This is a genomic window from Methylobacterium sp. ARG-1 (assembly GCF_001262595.1).
Lineage (GTDB): Bacteria > Pseudomonadota > Alphaproteobacteria > Rhizobiales > Beijerinckiaceae > Methylobacterium > Methylobacterium brachiatum.
In genome coordinates this window covers 1-17,668 of record NZ_LHCD01000008.1, presented here as the reverse complement: position 1 = coordinate 17,668, position 17,668 = coordinate 1, and the positions used below count along the sequence as shown (strand labels likewise).

Sequence of the window (17,668 nt, the reverse complement as noted above, 5' to 3'; positions counted from 1 at the left end):
TGTCTATGCCGGGAACTCGACGACCTTCCAGTAGTGCTCCAGCAACGCCACCGCCTCCATGAAGGTGTTGGCCGGATCGCGCTTGACGATGTAGCCGGCGACGTTGTGCCCGTAGGCGCGCATCCGGTCCTCGTCGGCCTTCGACGTGGTGATCATGAACACCACCGCCGAGCGCAGGTCCTCATCGGCGCGCACCGCCTCCAGGAACTCGATGCCGTTCATGCGCGGCATGTTCAGGTCGAGCAGGATCAGGTGCGGCTTGGGCAACCGCTCGCGGCCGTTCTCGCCGCGCAGGATCTCCAGCGCTTCGATGCCGTCGCGAGCCACCGTGATTGGATTGCCGATCTTGCTCTTTTTGAAGGCGCGCTTGAGCCCCTGCACGTCGACCTCGTCGTCGTCGACCAGCAGGATGTTAACCGTCGAGCCCATCCGCCTGTCCCTTCCCGCCGTCGAGCGGCCACGTGAAATGCACTGCCAACCCGCGACCGTCCGGTCCGTCCGCGAGCCAGACCTTGCCGCCCTGACGGTCGACCAGCTTTCGTACGATGGCGAGCCCCATGCCGCTGCCCTCGACCTCGTCGCGGGGCTTGAGCGTCTGGAACATGCCGAAGACGCGCTCGCGGAACTGCTCGGGGATGCCCGGTCCGTCGTCAATGACGGTGAACTCGACCGCGTTCCCGGACGGCCTCGCCTCGATCCTGATGTGTCCTTCGGCCGGCCGGTCGTGATGCTTGATGGCGTTGCCGATCAGGTTCTGCAAGGCTTGAGTGAGCGGTGCCCGGGGGGCCTGGAGCGTCGGCAGAGAGTTATCCGCCGTGATGGTGAACCCTTCGGGCGGGCTGACCAGGACGGCGAGTTCCTCGACGAGCGACCTGGTGTCGATCCGGTCGACGGCAGACTCGCCACGGCCCGCCCGCGAGTAGGCCAGGAGGTCGTCGAGCAGGCTGTCGAGTCGGCGCACCCGGCTCTTGAGCAGCTCCATGTTTGTGAGGACGTCGCCAGTCAGCGAGCCTTCCAGGTCCTCTTCGATCCATCCGACGAGGTTCTCGATCCCGCGCAGGGGCGCCTTCAGGTCGTGCGAGGCGACGTAGGCGAACTGCTCCAGTTCCTCGTTGGAGCGGCGCAGGTCGATGGCGTGGCGCGCGAGCCTGCGCTCCATACCCTTACGCTCGGTGATGTCCGTGTTGGTCCCGAACCAGCGCAGAATGCGTCCGTCCGGCCCGCGATGCGGTTGCGCCAGCGACAGGAACCAGCGGTACTCGCCGTCGGCGCCGCGGAGCGGGAAGGTATCCTTCCACGGCTCGCCGATCCGGAACGCCTCGCTGATGCGCTCCACGACGCGCTCGACGTGGTCCGGGTGGTGGACGTCGCGCCAGCCCCACCCGCGCATCTGCTCGATGGTGGTGCCGGTGTAGTCGTACCAGCGGCGGTTGTACCAGATGATGTCGCCGCTCGGCTCGGCGACCCAGGCCATCTGCGGGAGCGCGTCCGCGAGCGCGCGAAAGTCGTCCGCCGTCAGGTTCGCGGCTCGCTCCACGCATGCTCTCCTTCGTCTATGGCGGTAGGGGCGAAGATGCCGGCCACTCGCGCCGGGATACGTCGGGCGCGCAATGTGATGACAAAGCGGCGGCGGCAAGGCCTGCCAAGGTGATCGAATTGACTGGCCGTTGTTGCGCCGACATCTCCACTCCGGCGGGCCTAAGCCCTCGGGCAACGAAGCGACGCGGAACGGGATGCGCGACGGGACACACGGTTTGATGCACCGTCTGCTGGACGAGGCCGTCGGGCGCGAGATCCATGCCACTGCCCTGACGGACCTGACGGTACGCCGGCCCGGGGACGTGCACGTTCCGACCTTGCGCGTTCTGGCCCGCAGTCAGCGCATCCGTGCCATGGAGTTGCGCGGCACGGCGGCTGCCCTGCTTCATCTGCAAGGACTTGGCGGCCAATCCACCCCAAGCTGACGGACGCCCAATGCGGTTCGGGCAGGGCGATCATTGTTCGCTTAGGCGCGGCATCGCGGGCTAGCAGCCTAGGTCAGCGGCCTAGCAGACGTCGAGGACCCTCGGACCGGCATCACGTTCGCGCAGATGGCACACTGACGTTCTTCCGGGGCGCTCGTCAGGTCCGGGCCGCCTGACGGCGTCGACGGATAACCGAAGAGTTCGAAGGTTCTCTCCCGAACCGGGTCACCGGTCGCGCTGACCGGAAGGCATCGCTGGATCGACGCGCGTTACGGCGCGGCAGCGGGTTCATGGATCGGGCAGCCGTTGAAGCGCTCCCTGAACTCCGCCGAGTGCCTGTAGGGGGCGTTGCGAGCGCGATTGATGTTGCCGAGCGGCCGGTGGGCCGCGAGACCGGTCCAGACCGCGAACCGCATGCGCTCGTTCACGGCGTCAACGCGGCCAGCGTCCCAACTGTCCTGCGGACGCACGGTGATGGTGGCGACGCGCTGGAACGGCGCCTCCCCCTCGTCCCACGGCACCGTCGGGTCTTCCACCGGCTGGCGTTCGAGGTCGCGGCAGAGCTGCACCCGGAACTCCCAGACGCCCTCGATGCCGGCCATCTCCGACCGTACGGTCTCACGGATCGCGTCGGGGCGGCCGGAGGCGTCGATCTCGGTGCCGGTGAGCGCGGTCAGCGCCGGGGCGACGGGCGCCACCGAGAACTTGGCGATGTGGTCGCCGTACCGGAACGGGGTGACGCTGTAGTAGGTCTCTCCGAGCGGGTCGACGTTCGGCGCGCCGCCGAGCGAGCCCAGGGTCGGGCTCTCGATGCCGACCGCCGTAAGCGCCTTGTTCACCCCGCGCAGCACGGTGGAGGCGGCGACCTTCACGCCCTCGATCCGGTCGGTGGTCTTGGCCAGCAGCTTGAGGCTGCCCAGGAACTTCTCGGCGTTCGGCGCCTGGAAGACAGAGCCGTTGACCATGACGAAGTCCTGGGTCGTCCCTTCCGCGTCCGGCAGGCGCTCGCCGGCCACGTCCAGGACCTTCAGGGCGAGGCCGCGGGGCAGCGAGACCGCATCGGGCAGGATGTCGCCCGCATTGGTCGACATCCGCATGTAGACCTTGTGCTCGCCCGGCGTCGCGAACAGTCCTTGCGCGAGCTCGGGGGGAAGCCCCGCGTCGATTGCCAGCGTGCCCTCAAGGATGCCGTGCGACTTGGCGTGGACTGAGCGGACGGCATGGCCGGAGTTGTCCGCGACCGTCTTCAGGATGGTGTCGAACGTCTCGTTGAGCTGCTCGATGGTCCGGCCCTCGTCGGGCAGCACGTGCTCGACGTCGGGGCTGTAGCGGACGGGTGCTTGCAAGGTCCGTTATCCTTCGTTGGTCTCCGGACAGAACCGGTCGGAGCGGCCGACGTTCCGGATTGCGCCCCATTCAATCGCCCGTGAACGATATCGGGAACGCCGCGTTGCCGGCATGCTTGTACCGAGGCGGGCCTGGCTGGGTTCGCTGTCCCGAGACCTCGGGGCGGGCAGGAACGGAACGCGTTCGGCTCACCCGCCGGTCGAGGCGCACGGGAGAGACTGGCATGACCTACCTTCGCTACGCCCCCGACATCGAGCGGCCCGCTGCGGACGAGCAGGCGACCATCGACGGCATCATTCAGGGCATGACGCAGCAGTCGCAGACCGTGGAGAAGCGCGAGCACCATGCGGTCCGCGCCAGCCACGCCAAGAGCACCGCTTGCGTCACGGGTGAGTTGACGGTTGCCGCCGACCTGCCGCCCGAGCTGGCTCAGGGCCTGTTCGCGAAGCCCGGCACGTACAAGGTGGCAGTGCGCTTCGCCCAGGGTCCGGGCGAGACCCTTCGTGACCGCGTCTCGACCCACCGCGGCATGTCCATCAAGGTTTTCGGCGTGAGCGGCGAGAAGCTGCCGGGCCACGGGGTCGACACTCAGGACTTCGTGCTCGCCACCGGCACGACCTTCCCGTCCGGCACGGCGGCGGGGTTCCTTCGCGACGGCACGGTCATCGGGAAGTCGACCGGCCTACCGGAGGGGGTGAAAAGCGCCGTCTCCTCGACCGCGCGCAACCTCAACAAGGTGCTGCACGCCTTCGGGACGGAGAGCGCGATGGCCGACTTCTTCGGACATCCCTACAGCCACCCGCTCGCCGACAGCTACTTCAGCCAGGCGCCCGTGCGCTTCGGCGATTACGTGGCCAAGCTTGGGGCGGTGCCGGCTACCGAGGCCCAGCGCTCGCTCTCCGAATGGCGCCTCGACCCGCGCCAGGACGAGGACGGCTTCCGGCACGCCGCGCTCGCCTTCTTCCGCGAGAACGACGTGGTGTTCGAGTTGCGGGTGCAGCTCTGGGCCGATGCCGAGAAACAGCCCATCGAGGACGCCTCGGTCGAGTGGCCGGTCTCGGTCAGTCCCTTCCGCACGGTGGCCACGGTCCGCCTGCCACGCCAGAACGCCTACTCGCCGGAGCGGGTTCGCCACTTCGACGAGGTGATGACCTTCCGCCCCGCACACAGCCTCGCGGCTCACCGACCCCTCGGGTCGGTCATGCGGGCGCGCCTTCAGGTCTACCGGGCGCTCAGCGAGTTCCGCCATCGTGAGAACGGTGTGGCGGAAGAGGACACGGGCTGCATCGACCACATCCCGGCTTGAGTAACCGTGCCGTCGGCGGCTTGTCATGGGCCACCACGAGTACCGGGAGCGTTGGATGCGCGAGCAGTGGGGCGGAGTCGTGGTCGAGTGAAACTTCCGCCGAGGCGGAGACGGGCATGTGGCTGGACTACGGCATCGCGTGCGAGGGCAAACGCACCGTCGTGCTCGTCCACGGCTACCTGGAGAGCTACCCCAACTACGACCGAGAAGAGTGGCCATTTGTCTGTAGAGTATTGGAGGCGGGGAAAAACGAATCAACCTCTTCAGTATTTGAAAGTCCGTTATCCGCTACGACAACAGCGAATGACAGTCGTATCACAACTCCATCACCGCACCGGCTTGCGGCCTGATAATAGCTCGAACCCAGTATCCTTGACGATTTCTCATCGCATCAATGCGGATCGATGCGTCATTGGCAACGATGAGGGCGAAAGCGGCGCTTGGACGGGGTCGATCATATAGGATGTGGAGATCGAGGTAGCTAAAGGACCCCGTTAATGCCTCTCCGAAGATGAAGCTCACGATTGCGTCCGGCCGCGCCCCACGGTGCCGGTTGCAGAAGGACAGCGAACAACCCGGCGTCTTCTAGAGCCCATAGGTACACCGATCTCATGTCCGTCGGGTCGTACCTGACGTGTAAGCCGGGGGCGGCGGGAGAACGACATCGACCCGACGGGATTAGCCGACCAAGGCATGCCCCACTCGGGTGCTTTGAAGTCTGGACTAGGGAGGGATCATGAACGCCGAACCCGCATCGAACCTGCTGCGGCGCCCCGGTCCGCCCAAGCCCGTTCCCCACGTCGATCCACCCCGGGCGTCCGACCCGCGCTTCACCGAGGCGGTGCCCCACCGTGCCCGCCTTGTCTCGCTGTACGACCAGGCAATCTTCAGCGAGGGGCCGACCTGGTGGCCGGCACGGGGCATATTGGTCTGGTCCGATGTCGAGGGGCGCCGGGTGCTTGGCTGGCACGCCGACGGCTGTGTGCGGGTCGTCATCGACGCCACCCCGTTCATCAACGGCAACACGGTCGACCGGCACGGCAACCTCGTCCATTGCGAGCACGGCAACCGACGCCTGTCACGTACGACCCCGGACGGACGCTACGAGGCCCTGGTCGGGACCTACGAAGGCCGCCGCTTCAATGCGCCGAACGACGTGGTTTGCGCCGCCGACGGCGCCCTCTGGTTCACCGATCCAGCCTACGGTCTGCGCCTGCCCCGGCAGGGGGTGTTGGCGGCGTCCGACCTGGGCCATCACAGCGTCTACCGTTTCGACCCGACGGATAAATCCGTTCGGCGCATGGCCGACCTCGGCCAGCCGAACGGGCTGGCCTTCGCGCCGGATGGGCGCACCCTGTACGTCAGCGACACCTCACGAACCGAGGGGGGCGACGGGCACACGATCCATGCTTATCCGGTCCTCGATGACCAAACGCTAGGCGAACCGCGCGTCTTCGCCGAGATCGAGCCCGGTGTGCCGGACGGCTTCCGTGTGGACGATCGAGGCTGGATCTGGACGAGCTCAGAGGCAGGGGTCCAGGTCCTCTCCGCGGAAGGGCACCGGCTCGGACTGATCCCGACGCCCCAGGTGTGCTCCAACCTCTGCTTCTCCCCAGAGCAGCAACGGCTGTTTATCACGTCCAAACAGCACCTCTACGCCCTGGACCTCGCCGCCCGGTAGATCGGGATGAGATCACGGCATCGTCAGAACGCTTCGGAAACTCCTAGGAACCTGGGTTCTCACGCGAGGTTGGCCTCGCACGAAGGAAGCCGTGTGCCGGTACACGCAGGCTCCATCCCATGCCGCCCCCGACCACGTTCGCCAAGCGGGCGGCACCAATACCCATTCCCAAGGACCTGCCATGGCCGAAGCCGTCGCCGACTTTTTCTGGAAACGCCTGGCCGAGTGGGGGGTGAAGAAGATCTTCGGCTATCCCGGTGACGGCATCAACGGCCTACTTGGCGCCCTCCAGCGCAACGACCTGCCGTTCGAGTTCATCCAGGTCCGTCACGAGGAGATGGCCGCGTTCATGGCCGCGGCCTACGCCAAGTTCACCGGCGAGGTCGGCGTGTGCATGGCGACCTCCGGTCCCGGCGCAACGCATTTGCTCACCGGGATGTACGACGCCCATCTCGACCACGTGCCGCTTCTCGCCATCTGCGGGCAGCAGGCGCGCAACGTCAACGGCGCGCACTACCAGCAGGAATTCGACCTCACGAGCGTCTTCAAGGACGTCTCGGCCTACGTGCAGCAGGCGTCCTCGCCCGCGCAGGTCCGCCACATCGTCGACCGCGCCATGCGGATCGCCAAGGCCGAACGGAAGGTTTCGGCCATCATCCTGCCAAACGACCTGCAAGACGTTCCCTACGAGGAGCCGGTGCGCAAGCACGGCAACACCTTCTCGGGTGTCGGCTACACCGCCCCGAAGGTCGTACCATTCGATGCCGATCTGCGCCGCGCTGCCGACGTGCTGAACGCCGGCAAGAAGGTCGCGATCCTGGTCGGTGCGGGCGCCTTGCACGCCACCGACGAGGTCATAGCCGTCGCCAATAAGCTTCAGGCCGGCGTCGCCAAGGCGCTGCTCGGCAAGGCGGCGCTGCCGGACGACCTGCCGTTCGTGACCGGCACCATCGGATTGCTCGGGTCCAAGCCGTCCTCGGACATGATGGAGGACTGCGACACCCTCCTGATGATCGGCTCCGGCTTTCCCTGGGCCGAGTTCCTCCCGAAGGAGGGGCAGGCCCGCGGTGTGCAGATCGACATCTCACCGGAGATGCTGTCGCTGCGGTACCCGATGGAGGTGCCGCTCTGCGGCGAGTCCGCCGAGACCCTGCGTGCCCTGCTGCCGCTGCTGGAGCAGAAGAAGGAGGGTGGCTCCTGGCGCACCGGCATCGAGAAGGGGATGGTCTCTTGGTGGAAGGAGGCAGAGGACCGGGCCATGGCCAAGGCCAACCCGGTCAACCCGCAGCGGGTCACCTGGGAACTGTCGCCGCGCATGCCCGAGCGTGCGATCATCACCTCCGATTCCGGATCCTGTGCCAACTGGTTCGCACGCGACCTGAAGATGCGCCGGGGCCAGATGTGCTCCCTATCCGGCGGCCTCGCTTCGATGGGGGCGGCGGTGCCCTACGCCATCGCCGCCAAGGTCGCCCATCCCGACCGCCCGGTGATCGCGCTGGTCGGGGACGGGGCGATGCAGATGAACAACATGGCCGAACTGATCACGGTCTCGAAATACATGCACCGCTGGTCGAACAAGACCTGGATTTGCTGCGTATTCAACAACGAGGACCTGAACCAAGTCACCTGGGAGCAGCGGGTGATGGAGGGTAATCCGAAGTTCGAGGCGAGCCAGACCATCCCGAACGTGCCCTATCACAAGTTCGCCGAGCTGATCGGCCTGAAGGGCATCTACGTCGACGATCCCCAGCGCATGGGGGCGGCCTGGGACGAGGCGCTGGCGAGCCCCGTGCCGGTGGTGCTGGAGGTAAAGACCGACCCCGAGGTGCCGCCGCTGCCGCCGTTCTTCACGCTCCAGCAGGTGCAGAACTTCATGTCGATGCTCGGCAAGGGCGACCCGAAGGAGCGCCACCTCCTCGTTGATACCGCGCGTCAGGTGCTGAGTTCCGTCCTACCGGGCAGCAAGTAGGACGGCTTTCACGGCATGCATGACGATCCGAGGATCGGAACGGTGCGGGCGCGAGCCTACACCGTTCCCACAGACGCGCCGGAGGCGGACGGGACGTTCAGCTGGGACAGGACGACCCTCGTTGTCGTCCATGTCGAGGCCGGGGGCGAGACCGGCCTCGGCTACAGCTACACCGACGCCAGTGTCGCGCGCTTGATTGTAGGCACGCTCGCATCGCGTCTTACCGGGTTGTCCGCCTTCGACATCCCGCGGGCCAATGCCGTGCTGTGGGGCGCCGTGCGGAACCTCGGGCGCTCCGGGTTGGCCGCCACGGCGATCTCGGCATTGGACACCGCCTTGTGGGACCTCAAGGCACGCCTCCTCGACGTATCCCTGGCGAGCCTGTTCGGGCAGGCGCGGGAACACGCGGAGATCTACGGCAGCGGCGGCTTCACGAGCTACGGCGACCGGCAGTTGCGCGAGCAGCTTGCCGGGTGGGTCGAGCGAGACGGCTGCCGGGCGGTGAAGATGAAGGTCGGCGGCGCTCCCGAGCACGACCCGGCGCGCATGGCGGTGGCGAAGGCAGCCATCGGCGATGCACGTCTGTTCATCGACGCCAATGGCGCCTTCACCCCGAAGCGCGCCGTCGCCCTCGCGCACGAAGCACACCGCTACGACGTGGCGTGGTTCGAGGAGCCCGTGTCCAGTGACGATCCCGCAGGTATGGCTTCCGTCCGTGCCTCTACGCCTGCCGGCATCGAAGTCGCCGCGGGCGAGTACATCTACACCTTGAACGATTTGCGTGGACTGCTCGACGTAGGGGCAGTCGACGTGGCCCAGGCGGACGTGACCCGCTGCGGCGGCTACAGCGGGTTTCTGAAGATCGCGGCCCTGTGCGAGGCGGCGCATATCGATCTGTCCGGCCACTGCGCCCCCGCCTTGCACCTCCCGGTGGCGGTTGCGGCTCCCCGCTTCCGACACCTCGAATGGTTCCACGACCACGTCCGCATCGAGCGGATGCTGTTCGACGGGGCGCCCGCACCGCGCGATGGCGTGATCACCCCCGATCTGACCCGGCCGGGACACGGCCTCACCCTCAAGACCCGGGATGCCGATGCCTATGCCGTCTGATCGCGGCCCACCCCCGCCGAAACGTCAACATGCGCCAGGCATGAAGCGGCGCGTCGCACCTGTGAGAGTTGAGGCGGCCGTGCATCCGGTGGTGGTCCTCGCCGCGACCGCGGTGGCGGCCGGCATTCTGACGTGGTTCGCCGCCGGGCGTTCCAAGCCACTGACGCGCGCCACGGAGGGCCGCCGCTTCAGCCCGCGCGGGCGCGCGGTGACCGCGAGCGCCGCCCAACGCCTCAACCACGCCTCCACGATGCTCGCCGCCTCGGTGCTGTTCGATTCCGGCCTGGAGCACTACCGCGGCCAGTTCTTCAACCGGGCGATGTATACGCCCATCGTGATGTCGAGCATCACCCTTGCCTCGTCCCTGCACGGGGCGGGCGACACCGACCCGGGCAGCTCCCGCGTTCGGCACGGAGTGCAGGCGCTCGCCGGCCTGACCGGGCTGATCGGCTTCGGCTTCCACACCTACAACGTCGGCAAGCGCGAGGGCGGCTACTCCTTCCAGAACCTGTTCTATTCCGCCCCCATCGGCGCGCCGATGGCTCTGACGCTGGCCGGCGTGCTCGGGGTCGTCGCCGAGCGCGTGCGCGACGCCGACCCCGACGAGCCCCGGCTCGGTGGATTGCCGGCGGGGCGTTCCCTGGCAGTCGCCACGGCGGGTATGCTCGCCGGCACGACCCTGGAAGCCGGGCTGCTTCACTTCCGCGGGGCCTTCCAGAACCCGGCGATGTTCGTTCCCGTCACCCTGCCGCCGCTCGCCGCCGTCCTTCTCGTCCGCGCGGCGACCAAGCCGGAGGGAGCGAATCAGGCCGGCGCCAAGTGGGGGATGTGGGCGGTGTCGGCGATGGGTGTCGGCGGCGTCGCCTTCCACGCCTACGGCGTCGCCCGGATGATGGGGGGCTGGGCCAACTGGCGCCAAAACCTCATCGACGGACCGCCGCTGCCTGCCCCGCCCTCCTTCTCCGGTGTCGCGCTCGGGGGGCTCGCGGCCCTCGAACTCATCGAACGCAGCCGCATCCGCTTTTGAGCCGAGAGATCATCATGCGTTCGAGACTGGACCTTTATCCGGGCTACGACGTGCTCGCGAAGCGCGACGGCCCGTCCTGGAACGCCAAGACCCGTGCGGTTTTGGAGGAACGGCTCGCCATCGGACCGGAGACGCGCCGGTTCTTCGACGAGGTCGAATGGTTGACGATGACGGCGCTGGCCGAGCGGATCGTCCCGCAACCCGCCGACCGGGTGGATCTGGTTCCGGTGGCCGCCCTCGTGGACCATAAGCTCGCGACCGATACCCGCGACGGCTACCGCAACGCCGAACTGCCGGAGGAGCGCGAGGCATGGCGCCTGGGATTGCGGGCCCTTGATAGCGAGGCACAGTCACGGTTCGGGGCACGCTTCCACGAGCTCGGCGCCTGGGCGCAGGACGAGCTGTTGAAGCTTGCCGAGAAGGGTGACCTGACCGGTGCGGTCTGGGAGGGCATGCCCTCCAAGCTGTTCTTCCACCAGCGCATCCTCGCCGACGTGGTGAAGGCGTACTACGCCCACCCCACGGCCTGGAACGAGATCGGCTGGGGCGGCCCGGCAAGCCCGCGCGGCTACGTGCGCATGGATTTCGACCGCCGCGACCCCTGGGAGGCCGCCGAGGCCAAGCCCGGTCGCGAGGACGAGGCTTACCAAGAGAACCTCCGGGTCGGCCGATAAGGATACCTCCTCTGATGCGCATCCCCGGCCTCGGCAACGCCGCCGACAACCCCAAGCACGCCCCCCCCGGCGACGACCCGGAGCACCATCCCCGTGCTCGCGACGGCCGCGCGCCCAACGTTATGCGGATCGGCGAATGGGTGCCGATGCGTCAGCACCGGGACGAGGATGAGGTCGACTTCGCCATCGTCGGTACCGGGGCGGGCGGCGGAACCCTGGCCTGTCGGCTCGCAGAGGGCGGCCTGTCGGTGGTGGCCTTCGATGCCGGACCGTATTTCCGGCCGCTGGAGGATTTCGCCTCGGACGAGAGCCACCAGTCCAAGCTCTACTGGACGGACGAGCGTATCGTCGACGGCGAGAATCCGTTGCAGATGGGCTCGAACAATTCCGGCAAGGCGGTCGGCGGTTCAACCGTGCATTACGCCATGGTGGCCCTGCGCTTTCGACCGGAATGGTTCAAGACCCGCACCCTGATGGGCTATGGCGCCGACTGGCCTCTCGATTGGCGCGAGATGTGGCACTACTACGATCAGGTCGAGGACGACCTGAAGATCTCCGGCCCGGTCTCCTACCCATGGGGACCGCACCGGCGGCGCTACCACCGCCGCGCGCACGAAATCAATGCCGCGGCCAAGGTGCTGGCGCGGGGCGCGGAGGCGATGGGCATCGACTGGACGCCGACGCCGCTCGCTACGGTCTCGGCGCCGCACGGCGACGCACCACCTTGCGTCTACCGGGGTTTTTGCACGCTGGGCTGCTCGACCAACGCCAAGCAGAGCGTGCTCGTGAGCTACCTGCCCCGCGCCCTGAAGGCCGGCGCGGAGATCCGCGACCTCGCAATGGTCGGGCGGATCGAGACGAAGAACGGGCGCGCCACCGGCGTCCACTATTTCCGCGAGGGGAAGTGGCGGTTCCAACGCGCGAAGAACGTCGTGGTGGCGGGCTACGCCATCGAGACGCCGAGGCTCCTCCTGAACTCGGCGAACCAGGAGTTTCCGAATGGGCTCGCCAACTCCTCTGGCCTCGTCGGCAAGAACCTCATGGTTCAGGGTAACCAAGCGGTCTGGGGCGTCTTCGACGAGGAGATCCGCAGCTACAAGGGCCCGCCCTCCCTGGCGATCAGCGAGCACTGGAACTACGACGACAAGGGCTATGGTCCCTTCGCCAAGGACTTCTTCGGCGGATACTCATACATGAGCCAGGGGCCGCTACCGCAACTCTGGGCCAACACCCAGGCCTCAGCGCACGGCCTGTGGGGCGAGGCGCTCGTCTCGGAGATGCAGCGCTACAACCACGTCGCCGGGCTGAAGGTCGTCTCCGAGTACATGCCGCAGGAGCGCAACCGGGTGACGCTCGCGGACGTGAAGGACCAATACGGGTTGCCGGTGGCCCGCATCACATACTCCTGGTGCGACAACGACAAGGCGCTGAACCGCCACGCCCTCAAGTTTATGCGCGAGGCCCTGTCAGCCGCGGGCGGGCGCGAGGTCTGGGATCAGGGCGACGACACCTGTCACCTCAACGGCACGGTTCGCATGGGTGCCGACCCGCGCACCTCGGTGGTGGACGCCGATTGCCGGTCCTGGGACATCCCGAACCTATACGTTTGCGATGGTTCGGTCTTCCCGACGGTTGGCGGCGTGAATCCCTCGCTCACGATCCAGGCGGTCGCGTTGCGCACCGCGGACCGGATACTCGCGGGAAGGCGGTGACCGGCATTGCTGGTTGGTGACATGACGGCCGGGTCGGAACGGCTGGCTATCGTGACAGCGGATCGTCACACCGCCTGGGACGCTGCCAGTCACCGGTTGGCGTCTACGGTACGGGTCGCGCTCGATATGGAACGCATGACCAGGGCTGGGTCGGCCGCTGGCCTGGACGTCGTCCACGAGGACGGCGGTAGCCGAAATGCCTGGTCGCCCGTTTCTAGTTGACGTTCACCCGCACCCGATGCCAGCAGGCGCATAGGTAGCCCTTGTGGTTCCATGTCTCGTCCGGCAGTGCCGGCTGCGTCTGCCCCGCTTCGTCCCAGGCGCGCACGGCGAGTTCATGCCCGCCCGGAGGCAGGTCGAGGTCGGTGCTCCAGAACGTCCAGGCGAACGGGGCGTCGGCCTCGTGTTCGAGTTCGGCCTGCACCCAGGACCGGCCGCCGTTCCCGGAGACGTCGACGCGTACGACCGCCCGGTCGCCGCTTACCGCGTAGCCGCGGACCTTGTTGCTCCCCGACTTGAGGGTGGCCCCGGACCCGGGCTCGCAGATCGCCGCGTTCAGTGGCATCGTGTTGATGGTGTGCCCCTTGGCCGGATCGGCGGTCTCTGCGGTCACGTCGGCCGGGTACAGCTTGTAATCGCCGGCCTGGATCGGGTTGTTGGAGGGGTGGTCCTGGACGCTCAGGCGCCGGAGCCATTTGGGGCTGCGCACGCCGGCGAAGCCCGGCACCACCGCGCGGACCGGGAAGCCGTGCTCCGGCAGCAAGGCTTCGCCGTTCATGGCGTAGGCGAGCAGGGTCTCGTGCGCCATTGCCTTCGCGAGCGGGATGGAGGTGCCGTAGGGATGGCCTTCCACCATGTCGTGGCTCTCGAAGGCGACATGCAGGTTCACGCGCTCGGCGACCCCTGCCTCGCGCAGGACGTCGCCGAGGCGCACCCCGGTCCATTCGGCGGTGCCGATGGCGCCTGCGTCCCACGGGTCGCCCGAGACCGGGGCGACCGCTCGCATGTCGGCGCGGCGATTGCCAGCGCACTGCATCGTGGCCGTGACCGTGGCTTCCGGAAAGCGGGTCCGCAGGTCCGATAGCGACAACTCAAGCGCGGTGCCGGATCCGCCATCGACGGTGAGGCGCCAGGTCGCCTCGTCGAGGTCCGGCAGGTCGCCGTGCGAGCGGATATAGAAATCCTTCGCCGGTGTCCGGTAGGAGGCCCGCAATCGGTCGAGGGGCGGTTCGGCGTTGTAGGGCCGGTCGCCGTGGACGATCAGGCGTGCCTTGCGTTCGGTCAGGCTCGACATCGAGGCTCCTGTCCGGGTGGGATTACGGGAGTGAACGCATCGGCGGCGGTAAGGGGCATGACCGCTCTCGAAGGACCCAACTGGCCTTGGTGCTCGTTCGCCCGGACGGTCACATCGCGTCCCGTGGGCCCATCGATCAGCCCCGGTGCCTCACGACGTACGCGTGTTCGGCGACGCGATCCAGCCGTAGGTCACCGTCCACCAAGCGACTGAGAAGCGGACCTTCCCAGGGGCCGCGAAGGATAGGAGGTGAAAGTGGGGTTGGCGCCCGCTTCAGAACCTTGCCTCCCCGACATCCGCGAGCGACGGCACCTGCGACGCCCCTCCGTGCGACCGAGTACGGAGGGGCAGACCTTCCTCAGGTACGGGCGTTGCCGTCCCGCATCTGGCCCGTTGGCTCCTGGACGTGGGCTTCGAGGAACCAGAGCTGCTTGTCGACGGCGCGGGACACCTCGGTGAATAGGTCCGCCGTGCCGGGGTCGCCCGCCTCGTCTGTCTCGTCGATATTCTGACGCACGGCGTTAGCGTAGGCGGCATAGCTGTCGATCAGCGCGGCGACGTGGTCGGCAATGGCGTAGATGCCGGTCGGGTAGGCGGGGAGCTTTGTCGATCCCGCCACGACCTGCGCCGTTCCCAGGGCAGTGCCGCCGAGCTGAACCGCCCGCTCGGCCACTTTGTCGTTGAGGTCGCTGATCTCGGCGCGGAAACCGTCCAGCATCAAGTGGATGCCGATGAACTGCGGCCCCTTGAGGTTCCAATGGGCCTGCTTGATCGCCAGGGCGAGGTCGATGCCGTCGGCCAGACGCGCGTTCAGGGCCTCTATGGACACCCTCTTGGCATTGGAATTGGTGTCGTTCCGGGTCTGGTGAGTACGCGGGGTGCCGCTCGTAGCCATGCTTGTGGTCCACTCTGTCGGGGCGGCAATGGTGGGGCGGTGGGGAGGTTCCCTCCGTTGGATTATCACTGGAGGTCCCTGGCCTCCTGGCCCATCCGGCGAGGCACGGATACGCGGTGGGGTCCTTGCGGCCTCGTTGACCCGACCGCGGCGGCGCCAGTCCCGAGGGCGGGCGCCGTCAATCGTGCCGCAGCATGTCCTGGATCAGCGCATGCTCCCGGTCGCCCTGGGTGGCGGGCTCGCACGCGAGCGCCTGGGGCGCGGCCACGACCGGGCGTGGAACGGACACCTCTTGGTGCGAGCGCGCCGGGAGCGCCTGGGCTGTCGCGACGAACGCGACCAGGACCGCCAACCGAAAGGCCACGATGCTCAGCAAGGTTTCGGAGACACTCATGGCGCGCTTCCCCGTGCCTGGTTTGTGGTTCCAGGATGCGGGGCCCGAAGCGCGGCACAATGCGGAAGGTACGAGGGCAGCCTTTGCCTGGGACGAAGTCTCGGAGGGCCGGGCGGAGTGGAGGGCATCTTGCGGTTTGACCTGACGGACCTGCGCCTGTTCCTGCAGGTCGTGGAGGCCGAGAGCATCACGCACGGCGCCGAGCGTGCAGGCTTGGCGCTGCCGTCCGCGAGCGCGCGCATCCGGGGCATGGAGGAGGCCGGCGGGGCGCCGCTGCTGGACCGCAACCCGCGCGGCGTGCGGCCGACCCCGGCCGGCGAGGCGCTGGCGCACCATGCCCGGATCGTGCTGGGCCAGCTCGAACAGATGCGCGGCGATCTCCGGCGGTACGCCCACGGGTTGCGCGGCCACGTGCGGGTGCTGTCGATCACCGCCGCGCTGACCCACCTGCCCGACGTGCTGCGGCGTTTCCTCGCCGCGCACCCGGCCATCGACGTCGACCTTGAGGAAAAGCCGAGCGCTGAGATCGTGGCCGCCGGCGCCGGCGGCTTGGCCGACTTCGGCATAGCCGCCGACACGGCGAATACCGGCTCCCTCGAATCCCGCCCCTTCTTGACCGATCGGCTGGTGCTCATCGCGCCTCCGGGGCATCCCGTCGCCGCCAAGCCGGCCGTGGCGTTGCGGGACGTGCTGGACGAGCCCTTCGTCGGCCTGCCGCATGGCAGCGCGCTCCAAGGTCACCTCCCTGGTCGGGGCAGCCCCTGCGGTGATCTTCGGCGGCATCGCGACGATGCTGCTGGCGCCGCTCTGGGGTTGGCTCAATCCCGCCCTGCGAACCCGTGACCGGCTGATGCGGACGAATGGCGCCTAGGCGGCAAGCCAGGGCTGTGTGCGAAGATCAGGCGCTTGTCCGCTTTCGGGCGGCACTCGCGGTGACTTGAGCGACGAGGTTGGGTCGATAGGAGCCTGCCTGCTTCCGAGCGGCATGCGTACTGAGGCTCGTGTGGAAGTCGGATTGCGGCGCAAGAACCGGGAAGCGTCGCAGCCGCGAGCGGTCCCATACGTGGTTCATCGTCAAGCCACGGAGCCTCTCGTGACCGATCCCCACGTCACAATCGAACCGTCGATTCTGTACCTCGGAACCCCGGTCGTCCTCATCAGCACGCAGAACGAGGACGGCACTGCCAACCTCGCGCCGATGTCGTCCGCGTGGTGGCTCGGCTGGCGGTGCATGCTTGGTCTCCAGACTGCATCTCAGACCCCGCAGAACATGATCCGCACAGGTCAGTGCGTCCTCAACCTGCCGTCACCGAAGCAGGCCGACGCGGTGAACAGGCTGGCGCGCCTGACGGGCACCGAGACGATACCCGAACTGAAGAAGCGGCTGGGCTACGCGTACGAGCCCTCCAAGTTTGAGGTGGCTGGCTTGACGCCCATCGCATCGCAGACCGTCTCTGCGCCGCGCGCGTTGGAGTGCCCCATCCAACTGGAAGCCGTCGCCGCCGCCCAGCACGGGATCATGGACGACGATCCCCAGGTCGCGGGACTGCCCTCCGCCTTCGAGGTACGCATCACCCGTGTCCACGTGCATTCGAGCCTGCTCATGGACGGACACGAGAACCGCATCGATCCTGCCAAGTGGCAGCCATTGATCATGAACTTCCAGAAGCTCTACGGCGTCTCCAGCACCGAGATCGTTCCGTCGCGGCTCGCGGAGATCGAGGAGAAGGCCTACCGGATGCCCGACGTGGATCGCGCTCGCGACGGTGTGCTTGAACCAGCAAGGTGGCATCACACCGGCCGGGATGGGTACGACCCGAACAAGGATCTCAGGCTCGGTTAGCTTCCGTCCACGCGAAGCCTACCTCCCGTGCGCGGCGCCGCCTTCCAGCGACGACCTCTTGGCGGGGGTGGTGCCCGTCCGCGCACCCTTCGATGCCCATTCGGGGTCGGAGCGCGGACCGCCTGGGCTATCGGTCGGCCCTTGGATTTGGCCGGGGACGACGTCGGCCACGCGCTTCCATGACTGCGAAGCGCAAAACACCAGCATGCAGCCCTTCACGGTCAGTGCCGACGGCTGGTCGCTCCACACCGTCACGTCGTAGGCCTTGCCGTTGTCGGCGTTGTAGATCTTGCCCTCGAAGCGCCCCTCGGCGTTCGGTTTCAGGCCGAGCAGCATCTGGTGGCCGAGCTGGGGCCGAGCCTGCCAAGCCGGGTTCGGGTTGTAGCGGTCGACCTTCGCCTTGCCGTCCTTGTCCAGCGGCTCGCTGCCCCAGACGACGAAGCCGCACAGGC

Annotated in this window: 17 protein-coding genes and 1 pseudogene; 10 read left to right on the top strand and 8 right to left on the bottom strand. The window is 67.6% G+C overall.

Annotated features, from left to right (window positions below; genetic code table 11):
* Window positions 1-3 precede the first annotated feature (3 nt).
* A complete protein-coding gene (locus AKJ13_RS10230) occupies window positions 4-429 on the bottom strand; it encodes a response regulator (protein ID WP_043759363.1) in 426 nt (141 codons plus the stop codon).
* The gene (locus AKJ13_RS10225; RefSeq protein ID WP_050733247.1) at window positions 413-1,537 is read right to left on the bottom strand and encodes an ATP-binding protein; all 1,125 of its coding nucleotides are present in this window, start codon (window positions 1,535-1,537) and stop codon (window positions 413-415) included. Before AKJ13_RS10225 ends, AKJ13_RS10230 begins: the two co-directional genes overlap by 17 nt.
* A gap of 220 nt (window positions 1,538-1,757) precedes the next feature.
* On the opposite strand from AKJ13_RS10225, the gene AKJ13_RS10220 reads away from it, so the two are divergent.
* Window positions 1,758-1,964, top strand: a complete 207-nt coding sequence (locus AKJ13_RS10220) for a hypothetical protein (protein WP_144426226.1) — start codon at window positions 1,758-1,760, stop codon at window positions 1,962-1,964.
* A 269-nt stretch (window positions 1,965-2,233) separates the two neighbouring features.
* Here AKJ13_RS10220 and AKJ13_RS10215 read toward each other — a convergent pair whose 3' ends face one another.
* Window positions 2,234-3,310 carry a catalase family protein gene (locus AKJ13_RS10215; protein ID WP_050733245.1) on the bottom strand — a complete coding sequence of 359 codons (1,077 nt, stop codon included), beginning with the start codon at window positions 3,308-3,310 and terminating at the stop codon, window positions 2,234-2,236.
* Between the two features lie 224 nt (window positions 3,311-3,534).
* Between AKJ13_RS10215 and AKJ13_RS10210 the strand changes: the two genes are divergently transcribed.
* Window positions 3,535-4,617, top strand: coding sequence for a catalase family protein (locus tag AKJ13_RS10210; protein WP_050733244.1), 1,083 nt, complete (start codon window positions 3,535-3,537; stop codon window positions 4,615-4,617).
* A gap of 315 nt (window positions 4,618-4,932) precedes the next feature.
* Here the strand turns inward: AKJ13_RS10210 and AKJ13_RS31330 are convergent, their stop codons facing one another.
* Window positions 4,933-5,139: a hypothetical protein gene (locus AKJ13_RS31330; protein WP_144426225.1), complete on the bottom strand. Its 207-nt coding sequence runs from the start codon at window positions 5,137-5,139 to the stop codon at window positions 4,933-4,935.
* Between the two features lie 214 nt (window positions 5,140-5,353).
* Here AKJ13_RS31330 and AKJ13_RS10205 point away from each other — a divergent pair, with 214 nt between their 5' ends.
* The 6 genes from AKJ13_RS10205 (at window position 5,354) to AKJ13_RS10180 (ending at window position 12,790) form a co-directional block, all read left to right on the top strand.
* Window positions 5,354-6,298: an SMP-30/gluconolactonase/LRE family protein gene (locus tag AKJ13_RS10205; protein ID WP_050733243.1), complete on the top strand. Its 945-nt coding sequence runs from the start codon at window positions 5,354-5,356 to the stop codon at window positions 6,296-6,298.
* 181 nt (window positions 6,299-6,479) lie between these two features.
* Window positions 6,480-8,267 (top strand): thiamine pyrophosphate-requiring protein, encoded by a 1,788-nt coding sequence (locus AKJ13_RS10200; RefSeq protein ID WP_050733242.1) that lies wholly within the window; start codon window positions 6,480-6,482, stop codon window positions 8,265-8,267.
* A gap of 15 nt (window positions 8,268-8,282) precedes the next feature.
* Window positions 8,283-9,377, top strand: coding sequence for an enolase C-terminal domain-like protein (locus AKJ13_RS10195; protein WP_050733241.1), 1,095 nt, complete (start codon window positions 8,283-8,285; stop codon window positions 9,375-9,377).
* Window positions 9,378-9,417: 40 nt separating this feature from the next.
* Window positions 9,418-10,404 carry a hypothetical protein gene (locus tag AKJ13_RS10190; RefSeq protein ID WP_064774614.1) on the top strand — a complete coding sequence of 329 codons (987 nt, stop codon included), beginning with the start codon at window positions 9,418-9,420 and terminating at the stop codon, window positions 10,402-10,404.
* Between the two features lie 14 nt (window positions 10,405-10,418).
* Window positions 10,419-11,078: a gluconate 2-dehydrogenase subunit 3 family protein gene (locus AKJ13_RS10185; RefSeq protein ID WP_050733239.1), complete on the top strand. Its 660-nt coding sequence runs from the start codon at window positions 10,419-10,421 to the stop codon at window positions 11,076-11,078.
* Between the two features lie 14 nt (window positions 11,079-11,092).
* Window positions 11,093-12,790 (top strand): GMC family oxidoreductase, encoded by a 1,698-nt coding sequence (locus AKJ13_RS10180; protein ID WP_050733238.1) that lies wholly within the window; start codon window positions 11,093-11,095, stop codon window positions 12,788-12,790.
* A gap of 214 nt (window positions 12,791-13,004) precedes the next feature.
* On the opposite strand, the gene AKJ13_RS10175 is transcribed toward AKJ13_RS10180, so the two are convergent.
* The 3 genes from AKJ13_RS10175 to AKJ13_RS10165 form a co-directional block, all read right to left on the bottom strand.
* On the bottom strand, window positions 13,005-14,084 hold the full coding sequence (locus tag AKJ13_RS10175) for a molybdopterin-dependent oxidoreductase (protein ID WP_050733237.1): 1,080 nt from the start codon (window positions 14,082-14,084) through the stop codon (window positions 13,005-13,007).
* A gap of 358 nt (window positions 14,085-14,442) precedes the next feature.
* On the bottom strand, window positions 14,443-14,979 hold the full coding sequence (gene dps, locus AKJ13_RS10170; protein ID WP_050733236.1) for a DNA starvation/stationary phase protection protein Dps: 537 nt from the start codon (window positions 14,977-14,979) through the stop codon (window positions 14,443-14,445).
* Window positions 14,980-15,157: 178 nt separating this feature from the next.
* Window positions 15,158-15,373, bottom strand: a complete 216-nt coding sequence (locus AKJ13_RS10165) for a hypothetical protein (protein ID WP_050733235.1) — start codon at window positions 15,371-15,373, stop codon at window positions 15,158-15,160.
* 129 nt (window positions 15,374-15,502) lie between these two features.
* On the opposite strand from AKJ13_RS10165, the pseudogene AKJ13_RS10160 reads away from it, so the two are divergent.
* Window positions 15,503-16,117 (top strand): annotated as a pseudogene (locus AKJ13_RS10160) (LysR family transcriptional regulator); the annotation flags it as partial.
* 349 nt (window positions 16,118-16,466) lie between these two features.
* Window positions 16,467-17,216 carry a flavin reductase family protein gene (locus AKJ13_RS10155; RefSeq protein ID WP_050733234.1) on the top strand — a complete coding sequence of 250 codons (750 nt, stop codon included), beginning with the start codon at window positions 16,467-16,469 and terminating at the stop codon, window positions 17,214-17,216.
* Window positions 17,217-17,234: 18 nt separating this feature from the next.
* Here AKJ13_RS10155 and AKJ13_RS10150 read toward each other — a convergent pair.
* Window positions 17,235-17,668, bottom strand: a 434-nt coding sequence (locus AKJ13_RS10150; RefSeq protein WP_144426224.1) for a DUF2147 domain-containing protein, incomplete at its 5' end; no start/stop codon positions are given.